Origin of the sequence: Kordiimonas lipolytica, from assembly GCF_042651265.1 — a bacterium.
Classification (GTDB): domain Bacteria; phylum Pseudomonadota; class Alphaproteobacteria; order Sphingomonadales; family Kordiimonadaceae; genus Kordiimonas; species Kordiimonas lipolytica.
Genome location: NZ_JBHSCR010000007.1, coordinates 230,392 through 250,529 on the forward strand (window position 1 = coordinate 230,392; position 20,138 = coordinate 250,529).

Sequence of the window (20,138 nt, forward strand, 5' to 3'; positions counted from 1 at the left end):
CACCGGACAGTATCAGAGAAATATATTGATTTTTGGCAAAAATACGTCAGTATTGCTGACGTTATTTTGACACCCCATAGATTGAGGTCCTAGAGCCATGTCTGAGTACAAGCCGCTGAAATTCCACGTTCCGGAGCCTCCGGGACGCCCTGGCGACGAGCCCGACTTTTCTGGTGTAGTGATTCCCGAAGCAGGCAGTGTACGCCGCCCGGAAATCGATTGTGATGCCGCCGACATGAAGGAACTGGCATCCACCATGGTCCGTGTTCTCAACAAGGATGGTGAAGCAGTCGGTCCTTGGGCCGAAGGCCTGGACGACGATGTCCTTGTACAGGGCCTGAAGAACATGATCCGCGTTCGCGCCTATGACGAACGGATGATGACGCTGCAGCGCCAGGGTAAGACCAGCTTCTACATGAAATGTACGGGTGAAGAGGCAATCGCCGTTGGCTTTCGGGCCGCTATGCAGCAAGGCGATATGAACTTCCCGACCTACCGCCAGCAAGGCCTCTTGCTGTCCACCGATTATCCGGTTGTAGACATGATCTGCCAGATCCTGTCCAACTCCCGCGATCCGCTGAAGGGCCGCCAGCTGCCGATTATGTATTCTTCGAAGGAACACGGTTTCTTCTCGATCTCCGGCAACCTGGGTACACAGTTCATCCAGGCCGTTGGCTGGGCCATGGCAAGCGCCATCAAGGGCGATACCAAAATCGCAGCTGGTTGGATTGGTGATGGTTCCACAGCCGAGACCGATTTCCACGCAGCACTTGTCAACGCGTCCGTCTACAAACCGCCTGTTGTTCTGAACATTGTGAACAACCAGTGGGCTATCTCCAGCTTCCGCGGCATCGCGGGCGGTGATCACGCCACTTTTGCCGAGCGGGCACTTGGATATGACTTCCCTGCCCTGCGGGTTGACGGCAACGACTTCCTCGCGGTTTACGCGGCCTCCAAGTGGGCGGTAGAGCGCGCGCGCCGCGGCTTTGGCCCGACACTCATTGAGTGGGTAACCTACCGCGTAGCGCCTCACTCCACCTCGGATGATCCGTCGCAGTATCGCCCGAAGGAAGAATCGTCCGCATGGCCACTTGGTGACCCGATCTTGCGCCTTAAGAATCACCTGATCAGCCGTGATCTGTGGTCCGAGGAGCGCCAGACGCAAACCGAAGCGGAATATAACGACGAAATCCGCGCCGCAACCAAGGAAGCCGAAAGCTATGGTGTGATGGGGTCCGGTGCGAGCCCGAAAGATATGTTCGACGATGTTTATGAAGTGATGCCGCCGCACCTTCGCGAACAACGCCAGAAGTTGGGAGTATAATCCATGCCGCAGATGTCTATGATTGAAGCCATCCGGGATGCGATGGACGTAAAGATGGGCCAGGACGATGATGTTGTCGTTTACGGCGAAGATGTTGGCTATTTCGGCGGCGTGTTCCGCTGTACCCATGGCCTGCAAAAGAAATATGGCAAACACCGTGTGTTCGATAGCCCGATCAACGAGAGCGGCATCGTGGGTACGGCCATCGGCATGGGGGCTTACGGCCTTCGCCCGTGTATCGAAATCCAGTTCGCTGACTATATCTATCCGGCATACGACCAGATTGTATCCGAGGCCGCGCGCCTCAGATACCGATCGAACAAGGATTTCACCGCGCCGATCACCATTCGCACACCCTGTGGCGGCGGTATCTTCGGTGGCCAGACACACAGCCAGAGCCCGGAAAGCCTGTTCACTCACGTCTCCGGCGTGAAAACGGTTATCCCTTCAAACCCTTATGACGCCAAAGGCCTGCTGATCGCTTCCATTGAAGACAATGACCCGGTGATCTTCTTCGAGCCCAAGCGCCTCTATAACGGCCCGTTTGACGGCCACCACGACCGCCCGGCCTCCAACTGGTCCAAGCACCCGCTGGGTGATGTGCCGGAAGGCCACTATACGGTGCCGATCGGCAAGGCCTCTGTTTTCTCCGAAGGCAAGGACGTAACGATCCTGACATACGGCACCATGGTGTTCGTGGCCGAGGCCGCCAAGAAGGAAACCGGCATCGACGCCGAGATCATTGACCTCCGCACCCTGATGCCGCTGGACGTGGACACAATTGTAGAATCGGTGAAGAAGACAGGCCGCTGCATGGTGCTGCATGAAGCAACCCTGACATCCGGGTTTGGCGCTGAGCTGTCCGCCCAGGTGCAGGAACGCTGCTTCTACCACCTTGAAGCTCCTGTTGTGCGCGTTTGCGGGTTCGATACGCCCTACCCGCACGCCCAGGAATGGGACTATTTCCCTGGCCCGGCCCGCGTTGGCCGTGAGCTTAAAGCAATGATGGAGGCCGTATAATGGGTATTCACAAGATCCAGATGCCCGACGTAGGCGAAGGGATTACCGAAGCCGAAATCGTTGAATGGAACGTAAAGGTTGGCGATGTCGTGAAAGAAGACGATGTTATCGCCGCCGTGATGACCGACAAGGCGACGGTTGAGATCCCGTCCCCTGTTGATGGCACTGTGACCGAGATTTTCGGTGAAATCGGCGTAATGACAGCCGTAGGCAGCGTTATCATCGCACTTGAGGTTGAAGGCGAAGGCAACAACATCCCCGATGCACCTGTAGCAGAACCAGAGCCCGCACCGGAAGCTGAAGCGCCAAAGGAAGACGCCAAGCCGGAAACGCCAAAAGCAGCTGCCCCGGCACCGACCGGAGCGTCTGCGCCCAAATCTGCGCCTGCTTCGGCACCGAAAGCCAAAGCGCCTTGGAAGCCCGGCCCAAGTGGCGCCCCGCGCCCGGAAGGCGAAAAGCCGATCGCGTCACCCGCCGTTCGGAAGCGTGCCATGGATGCAGGCGTGAAGCTTGAGTATGTTTACGGGACCGGCCCTGCTGGCCGCATCACGCACGAAGACCTGGATGATTATATCTCCGGCAACAGCGCGCCAGCCGGTGGCTCCAGCCGCCGCGCGGACACCAGCGTAGAGGAGATCAAGGTTATCGGACTTCGCCGCAAGATCGGCGAACGCATGCAGGACGCCAAAAGCCGCATCCCCCACATTACGTATGTGGAAGAAGTGGATGTGACCGAGCTTGAAAGCCTTCGCGAGCATATGAACGCTACCAAGAAGGCGGACCAGCCGAAGCTGACGATCCTGCCTTTCATCATGCTGGCCATGGTCAAGGCGCTGAAGGTCTACCCAAAGTGCAGCGCGCATTACTATGACGCTGACGGTGTCGTACATCAGTTCGGTGCCGCGCACATCGGCATGGCAGCGCAAACCCCGGGCGGTCTGATGGTGCCGGTTTTGAAGCACGCCGAAGCCATGGATATCTGGGGTATCGCCGCTGAGACCCGCCGCCTGGCGGAGGCCGCGCGCGACGGTTCTATCACTCGCGAAGAGCTCACAGGCTCCACAATCACGCTCTCCAGCCTTGGCCGGATGGGCGGAATTGTCTCCACGCCGGTGATCAACAGCCCTGAGGTTGCCATCGTTGGCGTGAACAAGGTTGCCATCCGCCCTGTTTGGAAAGACGGTGGCTTTGTCCCGCGCAAGATCATGAACCTGTCGTCCTCCTTCGATCACCGTATTATCGACGGTTGGGACGCAGCTGAATTCATCCAGAAAATCAGGGAGCTGATGGAAAACCCAGCCACCCTGTTCATGGAGGACTAAATGACGACCATGAACTGTAACACGCTTGTGCTGGGCGCAGGCCCTGGCGGCTATGTGGCCGCCATCCGCGCCGGCCAGCTTGGTATCGACACCATCATCGTGGAAGGCTATCGCCCCGGCGGTACGTGCCTGAATGTGGGCTGTATCCCGTCCAAAGCACTGATCCACGCGGCGGAAGAGTATGAGAAGGCTGTTCACTATACCTATGAGAACAACCTGGGCATCACTGTCCAGAAGCCAGAGATCGACCTGAAGAAGACAATTGCCTGGAAAGACGGCATCGTGAAGCGCCTGAATTCCGGCGTTGCGGGTCTTCTGAAGAAAGCCAAGGTCAAGTCCGTAGAAGGCTGGGGCACCATGATTGACGGCAAGACCTGTGAGGTTGAAACGGCTGAGGGCAAGGTAACCATCAAGGCCAAGAATGTCATTCTGGCCACCGGTTCCGTGCCTGTGGAAATCCCAAGCCTGCCCTATGGCGGCAATGTAATCCACTCTACTGAAGCGCTGTCGCTTGATGCTGTGCCTGAAAAGCTTGTCGTTATCGGCGGCGGCTATATCGGGCTCGAGCTCGGCACCGCCTACGCCAAGATGGGCTCGAAGGTGACTGTGGTTGAAGCCATGGGCGCGATCCTGCCGCAGTATGACGCAGAACTGACGAAGCCAGTTGCCGCAAGCCTGAAGGACCTCGGCATTGAAGTGATGCTGAACACCAAAGCCAAGGCAGCGACCAAGAAGCAGGACGGCCTGATCGTCGAAACAGCGGACGGCAAGGAAGAGACCCTGCCCGCAGATAAGATCCTTGTCACTGTGGGTCGCCGCGCGAAAACCGAAGGCTGGGGCCTTGAAGGCCTTGACCTGAAGATGAACGGCCGCGTGGTTGCCATCGACGACAAATGCCAGACGTCCATGACCGGCGTGTATGCTATTGGGGACCTGACGGGCGAGCCTATGCTGGCGCACCGCGCCATGGCGCAGGGCGAAATGGTCGCAGAAATCATCGCGGGCGAAAACCGCAGCTTCGACAAGGTCGCGATCCCGGCTGTGTGCTTCACGGACCCTGAGATCGTCACGGCTGGGCTGTCGCCTGATGAAGCAAAGGATGCGGGCTATGAGACGCAGATCGGCCTGTTCCCGTTCCAGGCCAACGGCCGCGCTATGACCATGGAAGCCGAAACCGGCTTCGTGCGTGTAGTTGCCCGCAAGGACAATCATCTGGTACTGGGCATCCAGGCCGTAGGCAAAGGCGTGTCTGAGCTTTCTGCCGCTTTCTCGCTCGCGCTTGAGATGGGCGCGCGCCTTGAAGATATCGCCGGCACGATCCATGCGCACCCGACGCAATCGGAAGGCTTCCAGGAAGCCGCGCTCAAGGCCCTCGGGCACGCGCTGCATATCTAAGCTGCGATACCACACAGAATTGAGAAAGCCGGGGCAACCACCCCGGCTTTTCTTTTGTCAGTTATGCGCTAGCCTGTAGTGCTGGTCCAAATAAAGCCGCATCCAGCCCCTGAGTGCGGATTGCCCTGCAATCAATAATGCAAGCAGTCCGACCCCAAGCAGCAAAGAGAAGATCATCCCGCCCCAAGTCGGCCCGGGTATCAGCGACAAAGCCTTTGGCCTATTGACAGTAACCCGAAGTAGTCCGCCCTTTTCATTCATGGTTGGGGGCAACTGCAGAATCCGGCTGTATTCTATCTCTTGGTCCAGGGCAACCAGAGCCTGCAAGCGCTCAGAAAACGTCTCAGGCTGGATTGTCCTTTGTCCAGCGGCCAATTGGCTCCCGTGGTCATCCAATATCTCCGCGCTGGAGATATAGGGATATTCCATTAGGCCAGAAACAACCTCCTGGCTAAGATCCGCATCCAGGATCAACACTGATCGCGTACCAGCTGTTTCTGCCACATCAAGGCTTCTTGCCACAGCCTGTTCTAGATACTCGTCCGCCGTTTGAACTGTCAGAAGCAGATAACAGACAACAGCAAACAGGCCAAAAGCCAGAGTGCTCCATCTGCTGCTGATGGCCGCCTGTGCCGAAGGACGAACTGTCTTGATTATCAGGGAATCGGCAGGTGTCTCATCCTCTGTCAGGGTTCCCACCCCAATCGCCGTTTCAACAACGACCGACAGCCGGCAACCAGTCACGCCTTCGAAGCCCTTATCTGTCAAGTATCCTATGAAAGCATCATCATTCACTTCGCACTCAGCATCACCGCACATTAGCGCCGCGCGCAAGGCTGCGTTTGATTTCCAGCCAAGGCCCCGCGCCATGGCTTCCGCCCTATGCGCAGATTTCACATGCGGCAGATTAAGCCCCAGCTCCTTCTTAATCAGCTGGGCGTGCTTAAGTGTTATGAGAATTGTCATCCCATGTTCCTTCAAATCGATGTCAGTTCGCCGATTACACTGCCATCCTGAAAAACATGGATGAAGAATAGGATAAGGGTAACGTTTGACTCGGCGACAGGTCATGTGGGCTACCAGACACGAACTTATGCTACCCCCGGCTTCACCAGCCGTCAATGCCATGCATCTGAGTCGTAGGTTCCCCCTACGGAATGCATAGGAAATTTAGGCACTTGGCAAAAATTACTTGTCCTTGATCACAAATTACAAAAATGCCCTGAAAAGCTATCTTAAGATTGCGAAATTCAAAAAACTTCGAAAGCTCATTTCCCAAAATAAGTGCGATAATTCGTCCAGATAAATGATCTGGCTTTTTGGGGAAAACTCCGCCGGAAAGCAGAAGATGTGGTTACCAGAACGGACCGGCCCAGCCCAAACGAAAAGAGCACGCCGGCCAAAAGGGAACGCCCCTAAAGCCCCACAATGGTAGCGACAGGGTATGACGAGTAACCGGGGAAACCCGGCACGGGATTAATTGGGAAGGATTTCGACTATGCCCGTTTTCGATTCACGCAGCTTCAAGAACCACGAACAGGTCGTATTCTGTTCTGACGAAGCAACTGGCCTGAAAGCCATCATCGCAGTGCATTCAACTGCCCTCGGCCCTGCCACAGGCGGCACGCGCTTCTGGGACTATGCTGCAAACCACCGTCGTTCCGCGCCAATCGATGTGGCCGAAACCCGCGGCGAGCAGGATGCCGTTTATGACGTTCTGCGCCTGTCGCGCGGCATGTCCTTCAAGAACGCGATGGCTGGCCTGCGCCTTGGTGGCGGCAAGTCCGTTATCATCGGCAACCCGAAAGAGCTTGGCACGCCTGAGCTGATGCGCGCCTTTGGCCGCATGATCAACCGCCTGGGCGGTAGCTACTATGCCGCGGAAGACGTTGGCACCAGCCCCGATATGCTGGCCGCTGCCGCAGAGACCACTAATTTCGTATGTGGCCTTGAGGGCGGTGACTTCGGCACGGGTGACCCATCCCCGCACACTGCGCTGGGCGTATACACTGGCATCAAGGCTGCTGTGATGCACCGCCTTGGCAAAGCCAGCCTCGACGGTGTTACTGTTGCGGTTCAAGGCCTTGGACACGTGGGTCAGTATCTGGTTGACCATCTGCGTGCAGACGGCGCCAAAATCATCGTGACTGACATCGTTGACGCCAACATCCAGGCTGTTCTGGCGAAAGGCGAAGCGGAAGTTGTTGCCCCTGACGCCATCCACGCAGTTGAGTGTGACGTATTCGCACCTTGTGCCCTTGGCGGCGTGCTGAACCCGAAATCCCTTGGCGATATCAAAGCCACCGTGATCGCGGGCGCGTCCAACAACCAGCTTGAGACCGAAGGCAAGGAAGACGAAGAACTGCGTAAACGCGGCATTCTTTACGCGCCTGACTATGTGATCAACGCAGGCGGCATCATTTCGGTTGAATCCGAAGTGTACAAGGAAAAGCCAAATGCTGCAGAACGCGAAGCCAAGGTGCTTCGTATTGGCGAGACGCTGACGAAAATCTTCAACGCCAGCGACAAGGAAGGCCGCCCAACGGGTGTGATTGCCAACGAAATGGCTGAAGACATCATTCGCCGTGCGAATGAAGCCAAGCTGGCAGCCGCCGCTGAATAAACCATAAGAAACTGAGACTTTCCTCCAGAAAGTTCCTGAAGGCTCCCGCTATCCGCGGGGGCCTTTTTCTTATCCCCTACACTCTGCCCCGGCGACGCACAAAAAAAAGGCCGCCGCAGCAGCGACAGCCTCAATCAGGCCCCCAGGCCAGCCCAATTTATTATTATAGTGACATCTCTTTAGCTCGCGGCCTTCGCCAGGCGACCGCCCGCATTTGCATAGGCCTGCGTGCCGTGATTGTGTACTTTGTCGGTCTCCAGCACCGTGTCGGGCGTATAGACCGTTGTATTGGCCTCAAGCTCGTCGTAAAGCGGGCCAAAGTCCTGATAGGTGGCCTCCAAGAGCTCTTGGAAGCTGTCGATCACCCAATAGGTCTGTTGGAAATCATCAATGCGGTAGTCTGTCTTCATCAGACGCATCAGGTCAAAGTGGATACGGTTCGGGCTCTGGTCCTCGAGGCAGAAGATGCTCTCCGCCTTTGAACTGACAATCCCCGCACCATAGATGCGCATACCCTTAGGGGTGTTGATCAGGCCGAACTCAACCGTATACCAATAGAGCCGCGCCAGGTTCGTTAGCACGCCCCGCCCAGCCGCGCGCTGGCCGCCCTTGCCATATGCTTCCATATAGTCAGCAAACGTGGGGTTCGCCAGCAAAGGCACATGGCCGAACACATCGTGGAACACGTCCGGCTCCTGCAGATAATCAAGCTGCGCTTCCGGGCGAATGAAGTTACCAGCCGGGAAGCGGCGGTTTGCCAGATGGTCGAAGAACACATCGTCCGGCACCAGGTCCGGCACCGCAACCACTGTCCAGCCTGTGATTTCCTTTAGCCGTGCGGACAATTCGTCAAAGCGCGGGATACCGCCATCAGACAGCTTCAGCGAATGCAGACCTTCCATGAATTCATCACACGCGCGACCTTCCAGCATCCCTTCCTGGCGGGCATAAAGCCGGTCCCAGCGGTCATGCTCTTCGTCGGTGAAATGCTCCCAATTCTGGTCCACCGTATAGTCTTCGTTCACGTCAACTTCGCGACCAAGGCGTGTTTTAATTTTCATGGGTCCCTCCTAACAAAAGCCGTTACGCCTAGGGCGCATCCGGCTGGTTTTCTGGTGCCGCGTCAACAAAGGCCTGCACGCCCCTGCACGCTTCATCAATCCGCAGAATGGTGGGGAATGCTTCAAGCGGCGTACCGAAACGCCGCGCGTTCCAAACCTGCGGCACAAGATAGACATCCGCCATGCCAGGCGTATCGCCAAAGCAGAAACGGCCTGTGTGGTCACTTGAGGAAAGCATGGCCTCAAGCGCCGTAAAACCTTCGGTTATCCAGTGATGATACCACGAATTGGTGGCGTCTTCATCGGCGCCCAGTTGGCTCTTGATCCGCATCAGCACCGACAGGTTATTGAGCGGGTGGATATCGCAACCAATCAGGCTCGCCAGCTGCCGGACATAGGCACGGTCTGCCATACCGGACGGCAGCAAAGGCGTATCCGGATAGGCTTCATCCAGATATTCAAGGATAGCAGGAGACTGGCTTAGCGCCACACCGCCATCAATGAAATAAGGCACGCGCCCCTGCGGGTTCAGCTTAAGATAGTCGTCTGACTTCTGTTCGCTTACACCCGGTTTCAGGTTGATCGTGCGGTGATCGAAATCAAGCCCCTTCAACCCAAGGGCAATGCGCACCCGAAAGGCTGCCGAGGAGCGGAAATAACCGTAAAGGATGCGCATAATATTCTCCGCCCTAGCCTTTGGTGACAACCTGATCGATCGCACCGAAGATGGACGCGCCGTCACGGTCGAACATCTCGATTCGAATCGAGTCGCCGAACTTCATAAAGCTCGTGGACGGCTCACCGTTCTCAATCGTTTCGATCATGCGGATTTCGGCGATACAGCTGTAGCCCACACCGCCTTCGGAAACAGGCTTGCCCGGGCCGCCGTCCATCTTGTTCGACACAGTGCCAGAACCGATAATGGCGCCAGCGCCCAGCGGACGGGTTTTCGCGGCATGCGAAACCAGCTTGGCGAAATTGAACGTCATGTCGATGCCAGCTTCAGGCTTACCGAACATCTCACCATTATACTGGGACACCAGCGGCAGGTTGACCTTGGTGTCTTCCCATACGCCGTCAAGCTCATCGGGCGTCACGCACACAGGGCTGAAGGCGCTGGATGGCTTGCTTTGAAAGAAACCAAAGCCCTTCGCCAACTCGCCCGGGATCAAGCCACGCAGCGATACGTCGTTTACCAGCATCAGCAGTTTGATGTGGTCAGCCGCGTCCGCTTCGGACACGCCCATCGGCACATCATCGGTGATCACGGCGATTTCGGCCTCAAAATCGATACCGAAGCCTTCGTCCTGCGGCATTACGATATTGTCGCGTGGGCCCAGGAAGGTGTCGGAGCCGCCCTGATACATCAGTGGATCGGTCCAGAAAGTGGCAGGCATTTCGGCATTGCGCGCTTTACGCACCAGCTCAACGTGGTTCACATATGCGGAACCATCAGCCCACTGGTAGGCACGCGGCAGTGGTGATGCGCAATCGGCCTCGTTGAAGGCTTCGCCTTCAACCGCACCGGAATTCAGCGATTCATAAAGCGCGCGCAATTTCGGCAGCGCCGTTGCCCAATCGTCAATTGCGGCCTGAAGTGTCGGCGCGATATCCGCGGCCGATGTCATACGTTTCAGGTCTTTGGAAACAACCACGAGTTTGCCGTCGCGGCCGTTTTTGAGAGACGCAAGTTTCATAGACTTAATTCCTTAACTCAATTGTTCCATCTGGCAGGCCCCGCCCCGCCAATAAATTCAGTGACTAACCGTCGAGCGCCTTGAATTCGCCATTGCCATGCAACCAGGCTGCGTGTTTCGGCGCTTTCTTGGTCTTTGACCATTCCTCAAGCATGTCCGGGCCAACCCGCTTCAACTCTTCAAGCATGCCCGGCTCGTCCGTATTGGCCGCCAGCTCGATGCGGTGACCATTCGGATCAAAGAAATAGAGCGACTTGAAGATTGTGTGATTGGTTGGGCCAAGCACGTCAATACCCGCTGCCTCAAGACTTTCCTTTGCAGCCAGAAGCTCGTCCATGCTGCCCAGCTTGAATGCAATATGCTGCACCCACTCTGGTGTATTGGTGTCGCGGCCCATCTCCGGCTGGTTAGGAAGTTCGAAGAAGGCAAGCACATTGCCATTCCCTGCATCCAGGAAGATATGCATGTAGGGGTCTGGCTCACCTGTTGATGGCACTTCGTTTTCTGCGATCGCCAGCATGAAATCCATATTCATGTGCTTTTGATAAAATTCGACAGTTTCCTTGGCATCGCGGCAACGGTAAGCCACGTGATGAACACCTTGAAGCTTCATGGTTCAACCCTTCTCAATACTTGAACAGATCAATGCAGGGGCACTGGGGGCCCCTGCCCGGTCCTTGCCGCGATTTAGGCCGCGTCTTCGTCAACCTTCAATGCACCACGGCGGATCTGGTCACGCTCCATGGATTCAAACAGCGCCTTGAAGTTGCCTTCGCCGAAGCCGTCATCTTCCTTACGCTGGATGAATTCAAAGAATACAGGGCCAAGGCGCGTTTCAGAGAATATCTGAAGCAGCAGACGTGGCTTTTCACCCTCGGTCGTACCGTCTAGCAGAATACCGCGGGTCTTGAGCTCATTCACTGGCTCGCCGTGGCCAGGCAGACGCTCTTCCAGCATTTCATAGTAAGTTTCAGGAGGCGCAGTCATGAACGGCACGCCAGCTTTCTTCAGGTTATCCCAGCATTTGATCAGGTCGTCACAAGCGAATGCGATGTGCTGAATGCCTTCGCCGTTGTAGGCCATCAGGAATTCTTCGATCTGACCGCTGCCGCCGGCAGCCTCTTCATTGAGCGGAATACGGATCTTGCCGTCAGGCGCCGTCATGGCTTTGGACAGCAGACCGGTGTATTCGCCCTTGATGTCGAAGTAGCGGATTTCCTTGAAGTTGAAGAATTTCTCATAGAAATTCGCCCAGTAATCCATGCGACCGCGATAAACATTGTGCGTCAGGTGGTCCAGCGTGTGGAAACCGCAGCCAACAGGATGGCGGTCAACACCTTCGATCCACTCGAAGTCGATGTCATAGATGCTTTTGCCGTCTTCGAAGCGGTCAACCAGGTAAAGCGCTGCACCGCCAATGCCTTTGATGGCAGGCAGGCGCAGTTCCATTGGGCCGGTAGGCACTTCGATCGGCTGAGCGCCTTTCTTGAGGCACTCTTCATAGGCAAAGTGAGCGTCTTTGACGCGGAAAGCCATGCCGCACGCGGATGGGCCATGCTCTTCAGCATAGTAGGCCGCTGGGCTCTTCGGCTCATAGTTTGCGATAAAGTTGATGTCGCCCTGACGCCACAGTGTCACGTCCTTGGAGCGGTGATTGGCCACGTGGGTGAAACCCATGGACTCGAATACCGGCTCCAGAATACCTTTTTCAGGCGCCGTAAACTCAACAAATTCAAAGCCGCAAAGGCCCATTGGGTTCTCAAAGAGATCGGCCATCTTCCAACTCTCCTATATGTCCTATATACAAAATGGAAAGGCGCACAAAAAACCGCTTCGGAAATTTCCGGATTTCTGGACGCCGTGTTAATTTCTCTTGAACTCATATTAGTTTCAAACGAAACTAATTGCAAGAGTATGTATGAGGTGACGATGAAAAAAGTTTCAGAGGACGCGATCTGTCTTGCAGATTTCCTGCCCTACCGGCTTTCGGTGCTTTCAAACCGGATCAGCCGCGCAATTGCGGACGGCTATGAGGAAAAATTCCAGCTTAGCCTACCGGAATGGCGGGTGATGGCTGTACTTGGGGAGGAAAGCGATCTCTCTGCGGCGCAAGTTGCCGAACGAACCGCTATGGACAAGGTGGCCGTCTCGCGCGCGGTTAACAAGCTACTAGACAGCGGCAGGCTCGAGCGTCACTTCTCACCAGAGGACAAACGCCGCTCGGTCCTGACCCTCTCCGCCGAGGGGCGCACAATCTATAATGAAGTGATTCCCATTGCCGTGGGCTATGAGAGCAGGATTCTAGACCAACTGAGCGCGGTTGAGAAAGAGGCCCTGACGAGCCTCCTGGACAAGCTGGAGACAATACAGCTGCAGGCCTAACCGGCCCTTAGCGGTTCTTCATCTGGCATCCCGAACAGATAGCCCTGCAGATAATCCACGCCGGCGCTTTCCAGCATGCGGGCGGTCTTCTTGTCTTCCACGCCTTCGGCAATCACCTTGATATCCGACTGTTTCGCGGAATCGACGATATTTGCCACCAGCGTCCACTTGCGGCCATCGTCGTTCAGGTCATGGGTCAGCGACTTATCTAGCTTGATAAAGTCAGGCTGTATTTCCGTAATGCCGGACAGGTTGTTAAAGCCGGTACCAAAGTCATCCAACGCGATGCGAATACCGCGGTCCTTCAGGCGGCGCACGAGGCTACGAACGGTTTCCAGATCAGATAGTTGCTGGCTTTCCACAATCTCGAACACCAAATGGTCTTCAGCCAGTCCGCTTTCGCCAAGAACATTGGCAAGCCATGCTTCCATGCCCTCTTCAGTATCAATGGTGAAGGGCAGGACGTTTACAAACACGCTTTCTTTCATCTTGAAACGCTTGGCCGTTCGGGTGGCGCATTCACCAGCCGCCATATCAAGGGCATAAAGCATGCCCGCGGCTTCGGCCGTTTCAAACAGCACTGGGGCCGGGATTTCCGTGCCATCCGTGTGCAAGCCGCGTATCAAGAATTCATATCCCATGACATTCTTGTGGTCTTCCACACACACGATAGGCTGCAGAAGGGATTTGTATCGCCTCTCAGCCAGCAGGTCGCCTAGCCACTGCGCCGACAGGCGAAGCCCAAGCTCCTCGACCGTGTGCATATTGCCGAATTCCTGAAGGGTTGGCTTGGCGTTGCCAGACAGGAGCGCGCGAATAGCCCTGCGCTCCTTCGAACCGAAAGCCTGCTCCAGCACCGGCAGAACCGATTCCATATCGTCTGCCAGGAAACAGACAACGAGCGGCTCGCCCGTTGGCACTTCAATAAATCCGGCCTTTATGAGAACAGTGCGAAGACGGTCACCCAAATGCTCGTCATGGCACCAGAAAAAGGCATGTCCCAAACCTGAGACTATTGGAAACAAAGACTGATCAGGCAACACTCGACCCCTCAAGCTGTCTGCCGTTAACTATAACAATTAGCTCACACTCAACCACTTTTCACCACCCGGGTAAAGGTCTGTTTCCAATTAGTGACACCCTGCCCGAGCAAGGCCGAAAGCAACAAGCGAGCCTTGCGCGCCCGCAACCACCCAGCAGGCACCAGCCCGCGGGACAGCAAGTCGATTTCGGCACCACGATAACCATAAGACCTTTCGAATATCTTACCGCCTCGCGCACGCGTCGACAAAATAACCGGCATGCCCTTCGCCAGCGCCTCTGCCTTATCTGCCCAGACCTCAGACAGATGCCCAGCACCATATGCTTCGATGACCACGCCTTTGTATCCTGCGTCCGCCACCAGATCGAGCATACGCCCGTCGTCATCCAGAACAGCACTGATAAGGGCAACCGGGGCGAACTGGCCGGTCGCGGAAAGGCCAACATTGCGGACAGGACAGTCCCTGCGCCAGTGCAGTTCCCCTTCAGCAATGGTGGCGATTGGTCCCGGTTCTGACTGGAAAGCCTGCAAGCTGGATGTATGCTCTTTCGCAACAAACCAAGGGTCATGAAGCTCACCATTCATGACAAGCGATACGCCACGAAGACGGCTGTCGGTTGCGGCAAGAACGGCATCATAAAGGTTGGCCGGCCCATCCGCACCCGGCTGGTTAGGCGTGCGCATGGCGCCGGTGAAGACGACAGGTTTGTCACTTTGGTTGAGGAGACTGGCGAGAAACGATGTCTCCTCCATCGAATCAGTGCCTTGGGTCACAATCACTGCATCGGCATCGCTTTGGGCTACCCGCTCCATCAAATCAGCCATCATGGCCATGGTCAGGTTCGCACTGCCTTTTTGGACGACTGTTTCAGCGCGCAGGGCAGCCATATCTTCAAGGCCCGGAACGGCCGAGATCAGGTCGCGTGCACTCAGTGTTGGCGTGACCCCCGCGCTTGCGCCGGGGGTCATCGCAATGGTTCCGCCTAGGGCGAAAACCTGGATGACGGGTTTGTTGTTCATACCCGCCGTATATACCAGTTGACGTTACGCGCCAATAGCTTCCAGCGCTGGCGTGTAATCCAGGTTCTGGTCGCGTGCTACAGCTTCATAAGTGATCTTGCCTTCACACACATTCAGGCCCGCCAGCAGGTGCTTGTCATCCGCAAGTGCTTGTTTCCAGCCCTTGTTGGCGATGGCAACGGCATGACGCAGGGTCGCGTTGTTGAGCGCCAATGTGGACGTACGCGCCACACCACCCGGCATGTTGGCAACGCAGTAATGTACTACTTCGTCAACGATGTAGGTTGGGTCCTGGTGAGTCGTCGCTTTGGAGGTCTCGAAACAACCGCCCTGGTCGATGGCCACGTCAACAAGCACGCTGCCGCGCATCATCTTGCCGATCATCTCGCGGGTCACCAGCTTCGGTGCAGCCGCACCCGGGATCAGAACCGCGCCAACCACAAGGTCAGACGCCAGGCAATGCTCTTCAACAGCATCCTGGGTGGAGAAGACAGTCTTCACAGTACCTTTGAAGATGTCGTCGAGCTGCTGCAGGCGACGGATCGAACGGTCAAGGATCGTTACGTCCGCGCCCATGCCAACAGCCATGCGGGCTGCGTTGGTGCCCACCACGCCGCCACCGATCACGGTAACCTTGGCAGGCGCAACGCCTGGCACGCCGCCCAGCAGCATGCCGCGGCCACCCTGGCTCATTTCCAGTGCGTGGGCACCGGCCTGGATCGACATACGGCCCGCAACCTCAGACATTGGCGCAAGAAGGGGGAGGCCGCCAAAGTCGTCGGTTACGGTTTCGTATGCGATCGCGATCGCACCGGATTTGATCAGACCTTGGGTCTGCTGGGGGTCCGGAGCCAGGTGGAGGTAAGTGTAAAGAATTTGGCCTTCGCGCAGCATTTCGCACTCAACTGCCTGCGGCTCTTTCACTTTCACGATCATGTCAGCTTTCGCGAAAACCTCGGCTGCCGTATCAATGACAGTGGCGCCAACAGCTTCGTACATGTCGTTGGTGAAGCCGATCTCGAAACCGGCGTTATTTTGAACGATTACATCGTGGCCGTTTGCGATCAGTTCGCGAACGGATGCTGGGGTAAGACCTACGCGATATTCGCGGTTCTTGATTTCCTTAGGAACACCTACAAGCATTCTGCCCTCCTAAAAACTGGTATTGCTTGCTTTTGGAATGGGGTCGACTGACGGCCCTATGCTGGTCGTTCCAGTCCCCTCACTTCTCTGGAGCGGAATTTACTCCAAAGGTGTTAGAATGTCCTTGCAAAGACATGCAATTTCACTCAGTATTTTGCATGCTAATTGTGAATTATTTATTTTTAACGCAGGAATCTGCGAATGATTAAACTTGATAAGATTGATCGTGCCATCTTGGATGCCCTACAGATGGACGGCAGGCTGTCAAATGTGGAGCTGGCGGACAAGGTCGGACTATCTGAATCCGCCTGCCTCAGGCGTGTCAAAAGCCTGGACGATAAGGGCGTGATAATGCATTACGCCGCCCATCTGAACGCCAGTGCTGTAGGCCTGCCGGGCACGGTGTTTGTGCGTATCTCGCTTGAAGACCAACAGGAAGAAAAACTTCGCCGGTTCGAGGAATCCGTCCGCAGCGTTGTCGAAGTGATGGAATGCTATCTGATGAGCGGTGACGTGGACTATATGATCCGCGTGGCAGTAAAGGACGCGCCAGACTATGAACGTATCCACAATATGCTGACACGCCTGCCTGGCGTGGCGCGCGTGCACTCAAGCTTCGCCCTCAGGAACGTGCTCCGGCGGACACGGCTACCCCTGCCCGCCCAAGAAAACTAGAGCCACTCAGGAACCGGCAGGTTCTTTGATTTCAGGAATTCCGGGTTGAACAGCTTCGACTGGTAGCGAAGACCGCTATCACACAGAAGCGTCACAATGGTGTGCCCTGGCCCCATCTGTTTCGCCAGACGAATAGCGCCCGCCACGTTGATTCCGGTAGATGAGCCCACACACAGGCCTTCCTTCTTGAGCAGATCAAACGCGATCGGCAGCGCCTCGACGTCCGGAATTTGGAATGCCTCGTCGATCGGCGCGCCTTCGAGGTTCGCGGTAATCCGGCCCTGGCCGATGCCTTCAGTGATGGAACTGCCTTCGGCCTTGAGTTCCCCATGCTTGACATAATTATAGATGGCCGCGCCCATCGGGTCCGCAAGTGCGACCACGATATCCTTGTTAAATTCCTTCAGCCCCATGCCGGTACCCACGAGCGACCCGCCTGACCCGACAGCCGTGATGAAGGCATCCACCTTGCCGTCGGTCTGTGCCCAAATCTCCCGTGCTGTGGTTTTGATATGGGCCTCGCGGTTCGCCACATTGTCGAACTGGTTGGCCCAGATCACGCCGTGCTGTTCCGTCGCGGCGAGTTCCTCCGCACGGCGCTTTGCCACATGGTTGAAATTGCCCGGGTTCGAATAGGGCGCCGCGGGCACAAGCTCAAGCCCCGCCCCCATGATCTTGAGCGTGTCGATCTTTTCCTGGCTTTGGGTATTGGGCATCACGATCAGCGTACGGTAGCCCTTTGCATTGGCCACCACCGTGAGGCCAATACCAGTATTACCTGCCGTACCCTCTACAATCAGCCCACCGGGCTCCAGAAGGCCTTTCTTTTCGGCGTCCTCAATGATGTTGAGCGCCGGACGGTCCTTCAGCGACCCACCAGGATTGGCATATTCCGCCTTTCCAAGAATGGTGCAGCCCGTCAGTTCTGACGCGTATTTGAGTTTGATAAGCGGGGTATTGCCGATTGCGGCAATTGCGCCAGTGAGGGCTGTCATGATGCACTCTCCAAAAAGAAACTCTTTCTTAATTGGCTAGCGTTTTGACAAATTCAAGAAAAAAATCAACCCACTTATTTGTGATTTATGGAAATTATTTCTCAGGCGCATGGAATTGGTTCAGATAAAGAATAGCCTCGACCTTGTCTCCGTCGCCCATAAAAGGCAGGGACAGCGTATCGTAAGTCTTATAGTCCTTTTCGGGCGACCAGGCGAGCGGCAGGCCGGTTATCAGCATTGGCTGTACCTTACCAATAACCCACTTTGCACGCCTTGTAAGCGCCTCGGTATGCGGATAGCTGTCCACATAATTTCCCGTTGCGTCATAGCCGATGGCATTCGCGAAGGCAGATCCCATCAACCGGCATTTCAGGCGAAACGGGTCGTATTCCACATCAAAAATAGTCAGGAAAGGCAGCGCCTCACTGATCTTCATAGGGGTCAGGTCAGCCCGCTCAGGGGCGACTTTCCCGCTCCTGAGCTCGTGCCATGTATGAAGAAATCTGGCCGCCAGAGGCCAACAATGGCTGGCAATATCCGGCCCGATGAAAATCCGAGCCGGCGCGGACAGTCCAATCAGGGTTTCAAGGCTGTCTACCGGTGTGTCTGCGTTCATTGGCCCTCATTCAGCTCTGACTGGACCCAACCGTCAATTCGCGCTTCAAGAATATACAGCGGAATACCCCCAGCAGACAGGACTTTATCGTGAAACGCCCTTACATCGAACTTGTCCCCGAGGGCCTTGGTCGCCTTCTGGCGAAGTTCAACAATCTTCAACTCGCCCATCTTGTAGGCCAGCGCCTGCCCTGGCCAGGCGATATAGCGGTCCACCTCCGTGCGGATATTATGCTCTGAAAGCGCCGAGTTTTCGGTCAGCAACTTGATGGCCTCTTCCCGTGTCCAGCCTTTCGAATGGATGCCCGTGTCGATCACCAGACGACAAGCGCGCCACATCTCATAAGTCAGGCGTCCAAAGCGTTCATAAGGCGTTTCATATAGACCGATTTCCTCACCAAGACGTTCCGAGTATAGCCCCCAGCCTTCGCCGAAAGCGTGCGGGTACTGGTTCAGGCGAAACTCAGGCACATTTTCAAGTTCCTTTGAAAGCGCAATCTGAAGGTGGTGGCCCGGCACTGCCTCATGAAGGGTCAGCGCAGGCAGCGTATAAAGCGGCCGTTTATCGAGCGCATAGGTATTCACCCAATATTCGCCGCCCCGCGGGGCATCCAGCGGCGCGCCCGAATAACGCCCCGTTGTATAGTTAGGCGCCAGCACAGCTGGCACGGGCTCAACCCCGTATGGTTGCCGAGGCAGCTTGCCAAACAAGGACGGCAACTTGCCATCCACCTTTTTGGCCAGATAGCTGGCAAACATTAGCAGTTCTTTTTCTGTCTTGGCATAAAACTGTGGGTCCGTGCGCAGGAAGGTCAGGAAATCCTGGAAGCTGCCTTCAAAGCCCACCTCTGCGATAATGGATTCCATGGCAGCCCGGATGCGCGCAACTTCCTTGAGGCCAATCTGATGTACTTCATCCGCAGAGATATCGATGGTGGTATAGTAACGCACCATATCCTCATAATAGGCTGCCCCACCCGGCACTTCACTGATCCCCAGGCTTTCCCGCGCCGCCGGATAGTAGGCTTCGCGCATGAACTGCGCGAGCGCTGCATAGGCGGGTATCACCTCATCTGCGATCACGTTTTTAGCTTCAGCGCGCAGCGCAGCTTTGTCTGAATCCGACAATGTGGCGGCCATATTGACAAAAGCACCATAGAAGGGGATGGCGTCTGCGCCTCCCTTCGCAAGAACGTCAAAGCTTGGCATCAGGCCGTCCAGCACCACCTTGGGCATGGTGAAGCCTTCTTTCATGCCGGTGCGCATATGCTCAGTGTTTTCCGCGAGATACCGCGGGATATCCTTCAGCCAGCGTATGTAGGCGCGGTAGTCCTCAGCAGTCCGGAAATTGATGGATTGCCAGGCCCGGGTTGGATAGGTGTGGAAACCGCTATCGCTGAAAAGCGGCTGACGCCATGTACGGTGCTTAGCCTCCAAGAGTCGGCTTTCCACCATATAGCGGAACATGTCATAGTTCAGCTGGCCTTCTTCATCCAGCCGGTTGCGATTGATCGCCTCCAGGCGGTTCAGGAACTCCTCGTTCCTGGCGGCTCGCCGCTGATGATCCTTGAGCGCCTGGGCACTCAGATGATCCGCAACCGGGCGCGGCTTGCCGCGTGGCCCTGTGCCCGGGTTTTCCTGGTAATAGTAAGCCCGCTCATCCTGAAAAAGCAGCTGCAGCTTTTCCTCCGCACTTTCCCCGCGCTCAACAGCCGCACCAGATACGCTGGTCAGCACCAAAGCTGACGCCAGCAGTCCCGTCTTGAACCACGCTCCCATGAACCATCCCTTTCCCGACACCTTCGGCCTCCTGAGAGGCCTGGG

19 protein-coding genes are annotated in these 20,138 nt (G+C 56.1%); 7 read left to right on the forward strand and 12 right to left on the reverse strand.

Annotation, left to right across the window (positions count from 1 at the left end; translation table 11 throughout):
• The first annotated feature begins 97 nt into the window (after positions 1-97).
• From ACFO5Q_RS11075 to lpdA, 4 genes are read left to right on the forward strand one after another with little or no spacing between them, the layout of a single operon-like run.
• Entirely contained in the window at positions 98-1,324 is a 1,227-nt protein-coding gene (locus tag ACFO5Q_RS11075) for a 3-methyl-2-oxobutanoate dehydrogenase (2-methylpropanoyl-transferring) subunit alpha (protein ID WP_068145498.1), read from the forward strand.
• A gap of 3 nt (positions 1,325-1,327) precedes the next feature.
• Positions 1,328-2,344 (forward strand): alpha-ketoacid dehydrogenase subunit beta, encoded by a 1,017-nt coding sequence (locus tag ACFO5Q_RS11080; protein WP_068145496.1) that lies wholly within the window; start codon positions 1,328-1,330, stop codon positions 2,342-2,344.
• The gene (locus ACFO5Q_RS11085; RefSeq protein ID WP_068145494.1) at positions 2,344-3,666 is read left to right on the forward strand and encodes a dihydrolipoamide acetyltransferase family protein; all 1,323 of its coding nucleotides are present in this window, start codon (positions 2,344-2,346) and stop codon (positions 3,664-3,666) included. Before ACFO5Q_RS11080 ends, ACFO5Q_RS11085 begins: the two co-directional genes overlap by 1 nt.
• Entirely contained in the window at positions 3,667-5,061 is a 1,395-nt protein-coding gene (gene lpdA / locus ACFO5Q_RS11090) for a dihydrolipoyl dehydrogenase (protein WP_068145491.1), read from the forward strand. It begins immediately after the preceding gene.
• A gap of 57 nt (positions 5,062-5,118) precedes the next feature.
• Here lpdA and ACFO5Q_RS11095 read toward each other — a convergent pair whose 3' ends face one another.
• A complete protein-coding gene (locus ACFO5Q_RS11095) occupies positions 5,119-6,132 on the reverse strand; it encodes a hypothetical protein (RefSeq protein ID WP_156431903.1) in 1,014 nt (337 codons plus the stop codon).
• 427 nt (positions 6,133-6,559) lie between these two features.
• Between ACFO5Q_RS11095 and ACFO5Q_RS11100 the strand changes: the two genes are divergently transcribed.
• Positions 6,560-7,684 (forward strand): Leu/Phe/Val dehydrogenase, encoded by a 1,125-nt coding sequence (locus tag ACFO5Q_RS11100; protein ID WP_068145485.1) that lies wholly within the window; start codon positions 6,560-6,562, stop codon positions 7,682-7,684.
• Positions 7,685-7,863: 179 nt separating this feature from the next.
• Here the strand turns inward: ACFO5Q_RS11100 and phhA are convergent, their stop codons facing one another.
• From phhA to hppD, 5 genes are all read right to left on the reverse strand, one after another.
• Positions 7,864-8,745: a phenylalanine 4-monooxygenase gene (gene phhA, locus ACFO5Q_RS11105; protein ID WP_068145483.1), complete on the reverse strand. Its 882-nt coding sequence runs from the start codon at positions 8,743-8,745 to the stop codon at positions 7,864-7,866.
• A 28-nt stretch (positions 8,746-8,773) separates the two neighbouring features.
• The gene (gene maiA / locus ACFO5Q_RS11110; RefSeq protein ID WP_068145479.1) at positions 8,774-9,421 is read right to left on the reverse strand and encodes a maleylacetoacetate isomerase; all 648 of its coding nucleotides are present in this window, start codon (positions 9,419-9,421) and stop codon (positions 8,774-8,776) included.
• Positions 9,422-9,434: 13 nt separating this feature from the next.
• A complete protein-coding gene (locus ACFO5Q_RS11115; protein ID WP_068145476.1) occupies positions 9,435-10,442 on the reverse strand; it encodes a fumarylacetoacetate hydrolase family protein in 1,008 nt (335 codons plus the stop codon).
• A gap of 64 nt (positions 10,443-10,506) precedes the next feature.
• Entirely contained in the window at positions 10,507-11,055 is a 549-nt protein-coding gene (locus ACFO5Q_RS11120; protein WP_068145473.1) for a VOC family protein, read from the reverse strand.
• A 74-nt stretch (positions 11,056-11,129) separates the two neighbouring features.
• Entirely contained in the window at positions 11,130-12,218 is a 1,089-nt protein-coding gene (gene hppD, locus ACFO5Q_RS11125) for a 4-hydroxyphenylpyruvate dioxygenase (protein ID WP_068145469.1), read from the reverse strand.
• Positions 12,219-12,371: 153 nt separating this feature from the next.
• Between hppD and ACFO5Q_RS11130 the strand changes: the two genes are divergently transcribed.
• Positions 12,372-12,824, forward strand: a complete 453-nt coding sequence (locus ACFO5Q_RS11130; RefSeq protein WP_082719791.1) for a MarR family winged helix-turn-helix transcriptional regulator — start codon at positions 12,372-12,374, stop codon at positions 12,822-12,824.
• On the opposite strand, the gene ACFO5Q_RS11135 is transcribed toward ACFO5Q_RS11130, so the two are convergent.
• The 3 genes from ACFO5Q_RS11135 to ald all read right to left on the reverse strand — a co-directional run bounded on the left by ACFO5Q_RS11135 (position 12,821) and on the right by ald (position 16,029).
• A complete protein-coding gene (locus ACFO5Q_RS11135) occupies positions 12,821-13,792 on the reverse strand; it encodes an EAL domain-containing protein (RefSeq protein WP_068145466.1) in 972 nt (323 codons plus the stop codon). The two genes, ACFO5Q_RS11130 and ACFO5Q_RS11135, sit on opposite strands and share 4 nt — an antisense overlap.
• A gap of 122 nt (positions 13,793-13,914) precedes the next feature.
• Positions 13,915-14,886, reverse strand: coding sequence for an asparaginase (locus tag ACFO5Q_RS11140; RefSeq protein ID WP_068145462.1), 972 nt, complete (start codon positions 14,884-14,886; stop codon positions 13,915-13,917).
• A 24-nt stretch (positions 14,887-14,910) separates the two neighbouring features.
• Positions 14,911-16,029 carry an alanine dehydrogenase gene (ald, locus tag ACFO5Q_RS11145; protein WP_068145459.1) on the reverse strand — a complete coding sequence of 373 codons (1,119 nt, stop codon included), beginning with the start codon at positions 16,027-16,029 and terminating at the stop codon, positions 14,911-14,913.
• Positions 16,030-16,230: 201 nt separating this feature from the next.
• On the opposite strand from ald, the gene ACFO5Q_RS11150 reads away from it, so the two are divergent.
• The gene (locus tag ACFO5Q_RS11150) at positions 16,231-16,704 is read left to right on the forward strand and encodes an Lrp/AsnC family transcriptional regulator (protein ID WP_068145456.1); all 474 of its coding nucleotides are present in this window, start codon (positions 16,231-16,233) and stop codon (positions 16,702-16,704) included.
• On the opposite strand, the gene ACFO5Q_RS11155 is transcribed toward ACFO5Q_RS11150, so the two are convergent.
• The 3 genes from ACFO5Q_RS11155 to ACFO5Q_RS11165 all read right to left on the reverse strand — a co-directional run bounded on the left by ACFO5Q_RS11155 (position 16,701) and on the right by ACFO5Q_RS11165 (position 20,114).
• Positions 16,701-17,699: a cysteine synthase A gene (locus ACFO5Q_RS11155; protein ID WP_068145452.1), complete on the reverse strand. Its 999-nt coding sequence runs from the start codon at positions 17,697-17,699 to the stop codon at positions 16,701-16,703. The genes ACFO5Q_RS11150 and ACFO5Q_RS11155 overlap by 4 nt on opposite strands.
• Positions 17,700-17,793: 94 nt before the next feature.
• A complete protein-coding gene (locus ACFO5Q_RS11160; RefSeq protein ID WP_068145450.1) occupies positions 17,794-18,315 on the reverse strand; it encodes a PAS domain-containing protein in 522 nt (173 codons plus the stop codon).
• Entirely contained in the window at positions 18,312-20,114 is a 1,803-nt protein-coding gene (locus ACFO5Q_RS11165) for a DUF885 domain-containing protein (RefSeq protein WP_231727147.1), read from the reverse strand. The genes ACFO5Q_RS11160 and ACFO5Q_RS11165 overlap by 4 nt, the downstream gene beginning before the upstream one ends.
• Positions 20,115-20,138 lie beyond the last annotated feature (24 nt).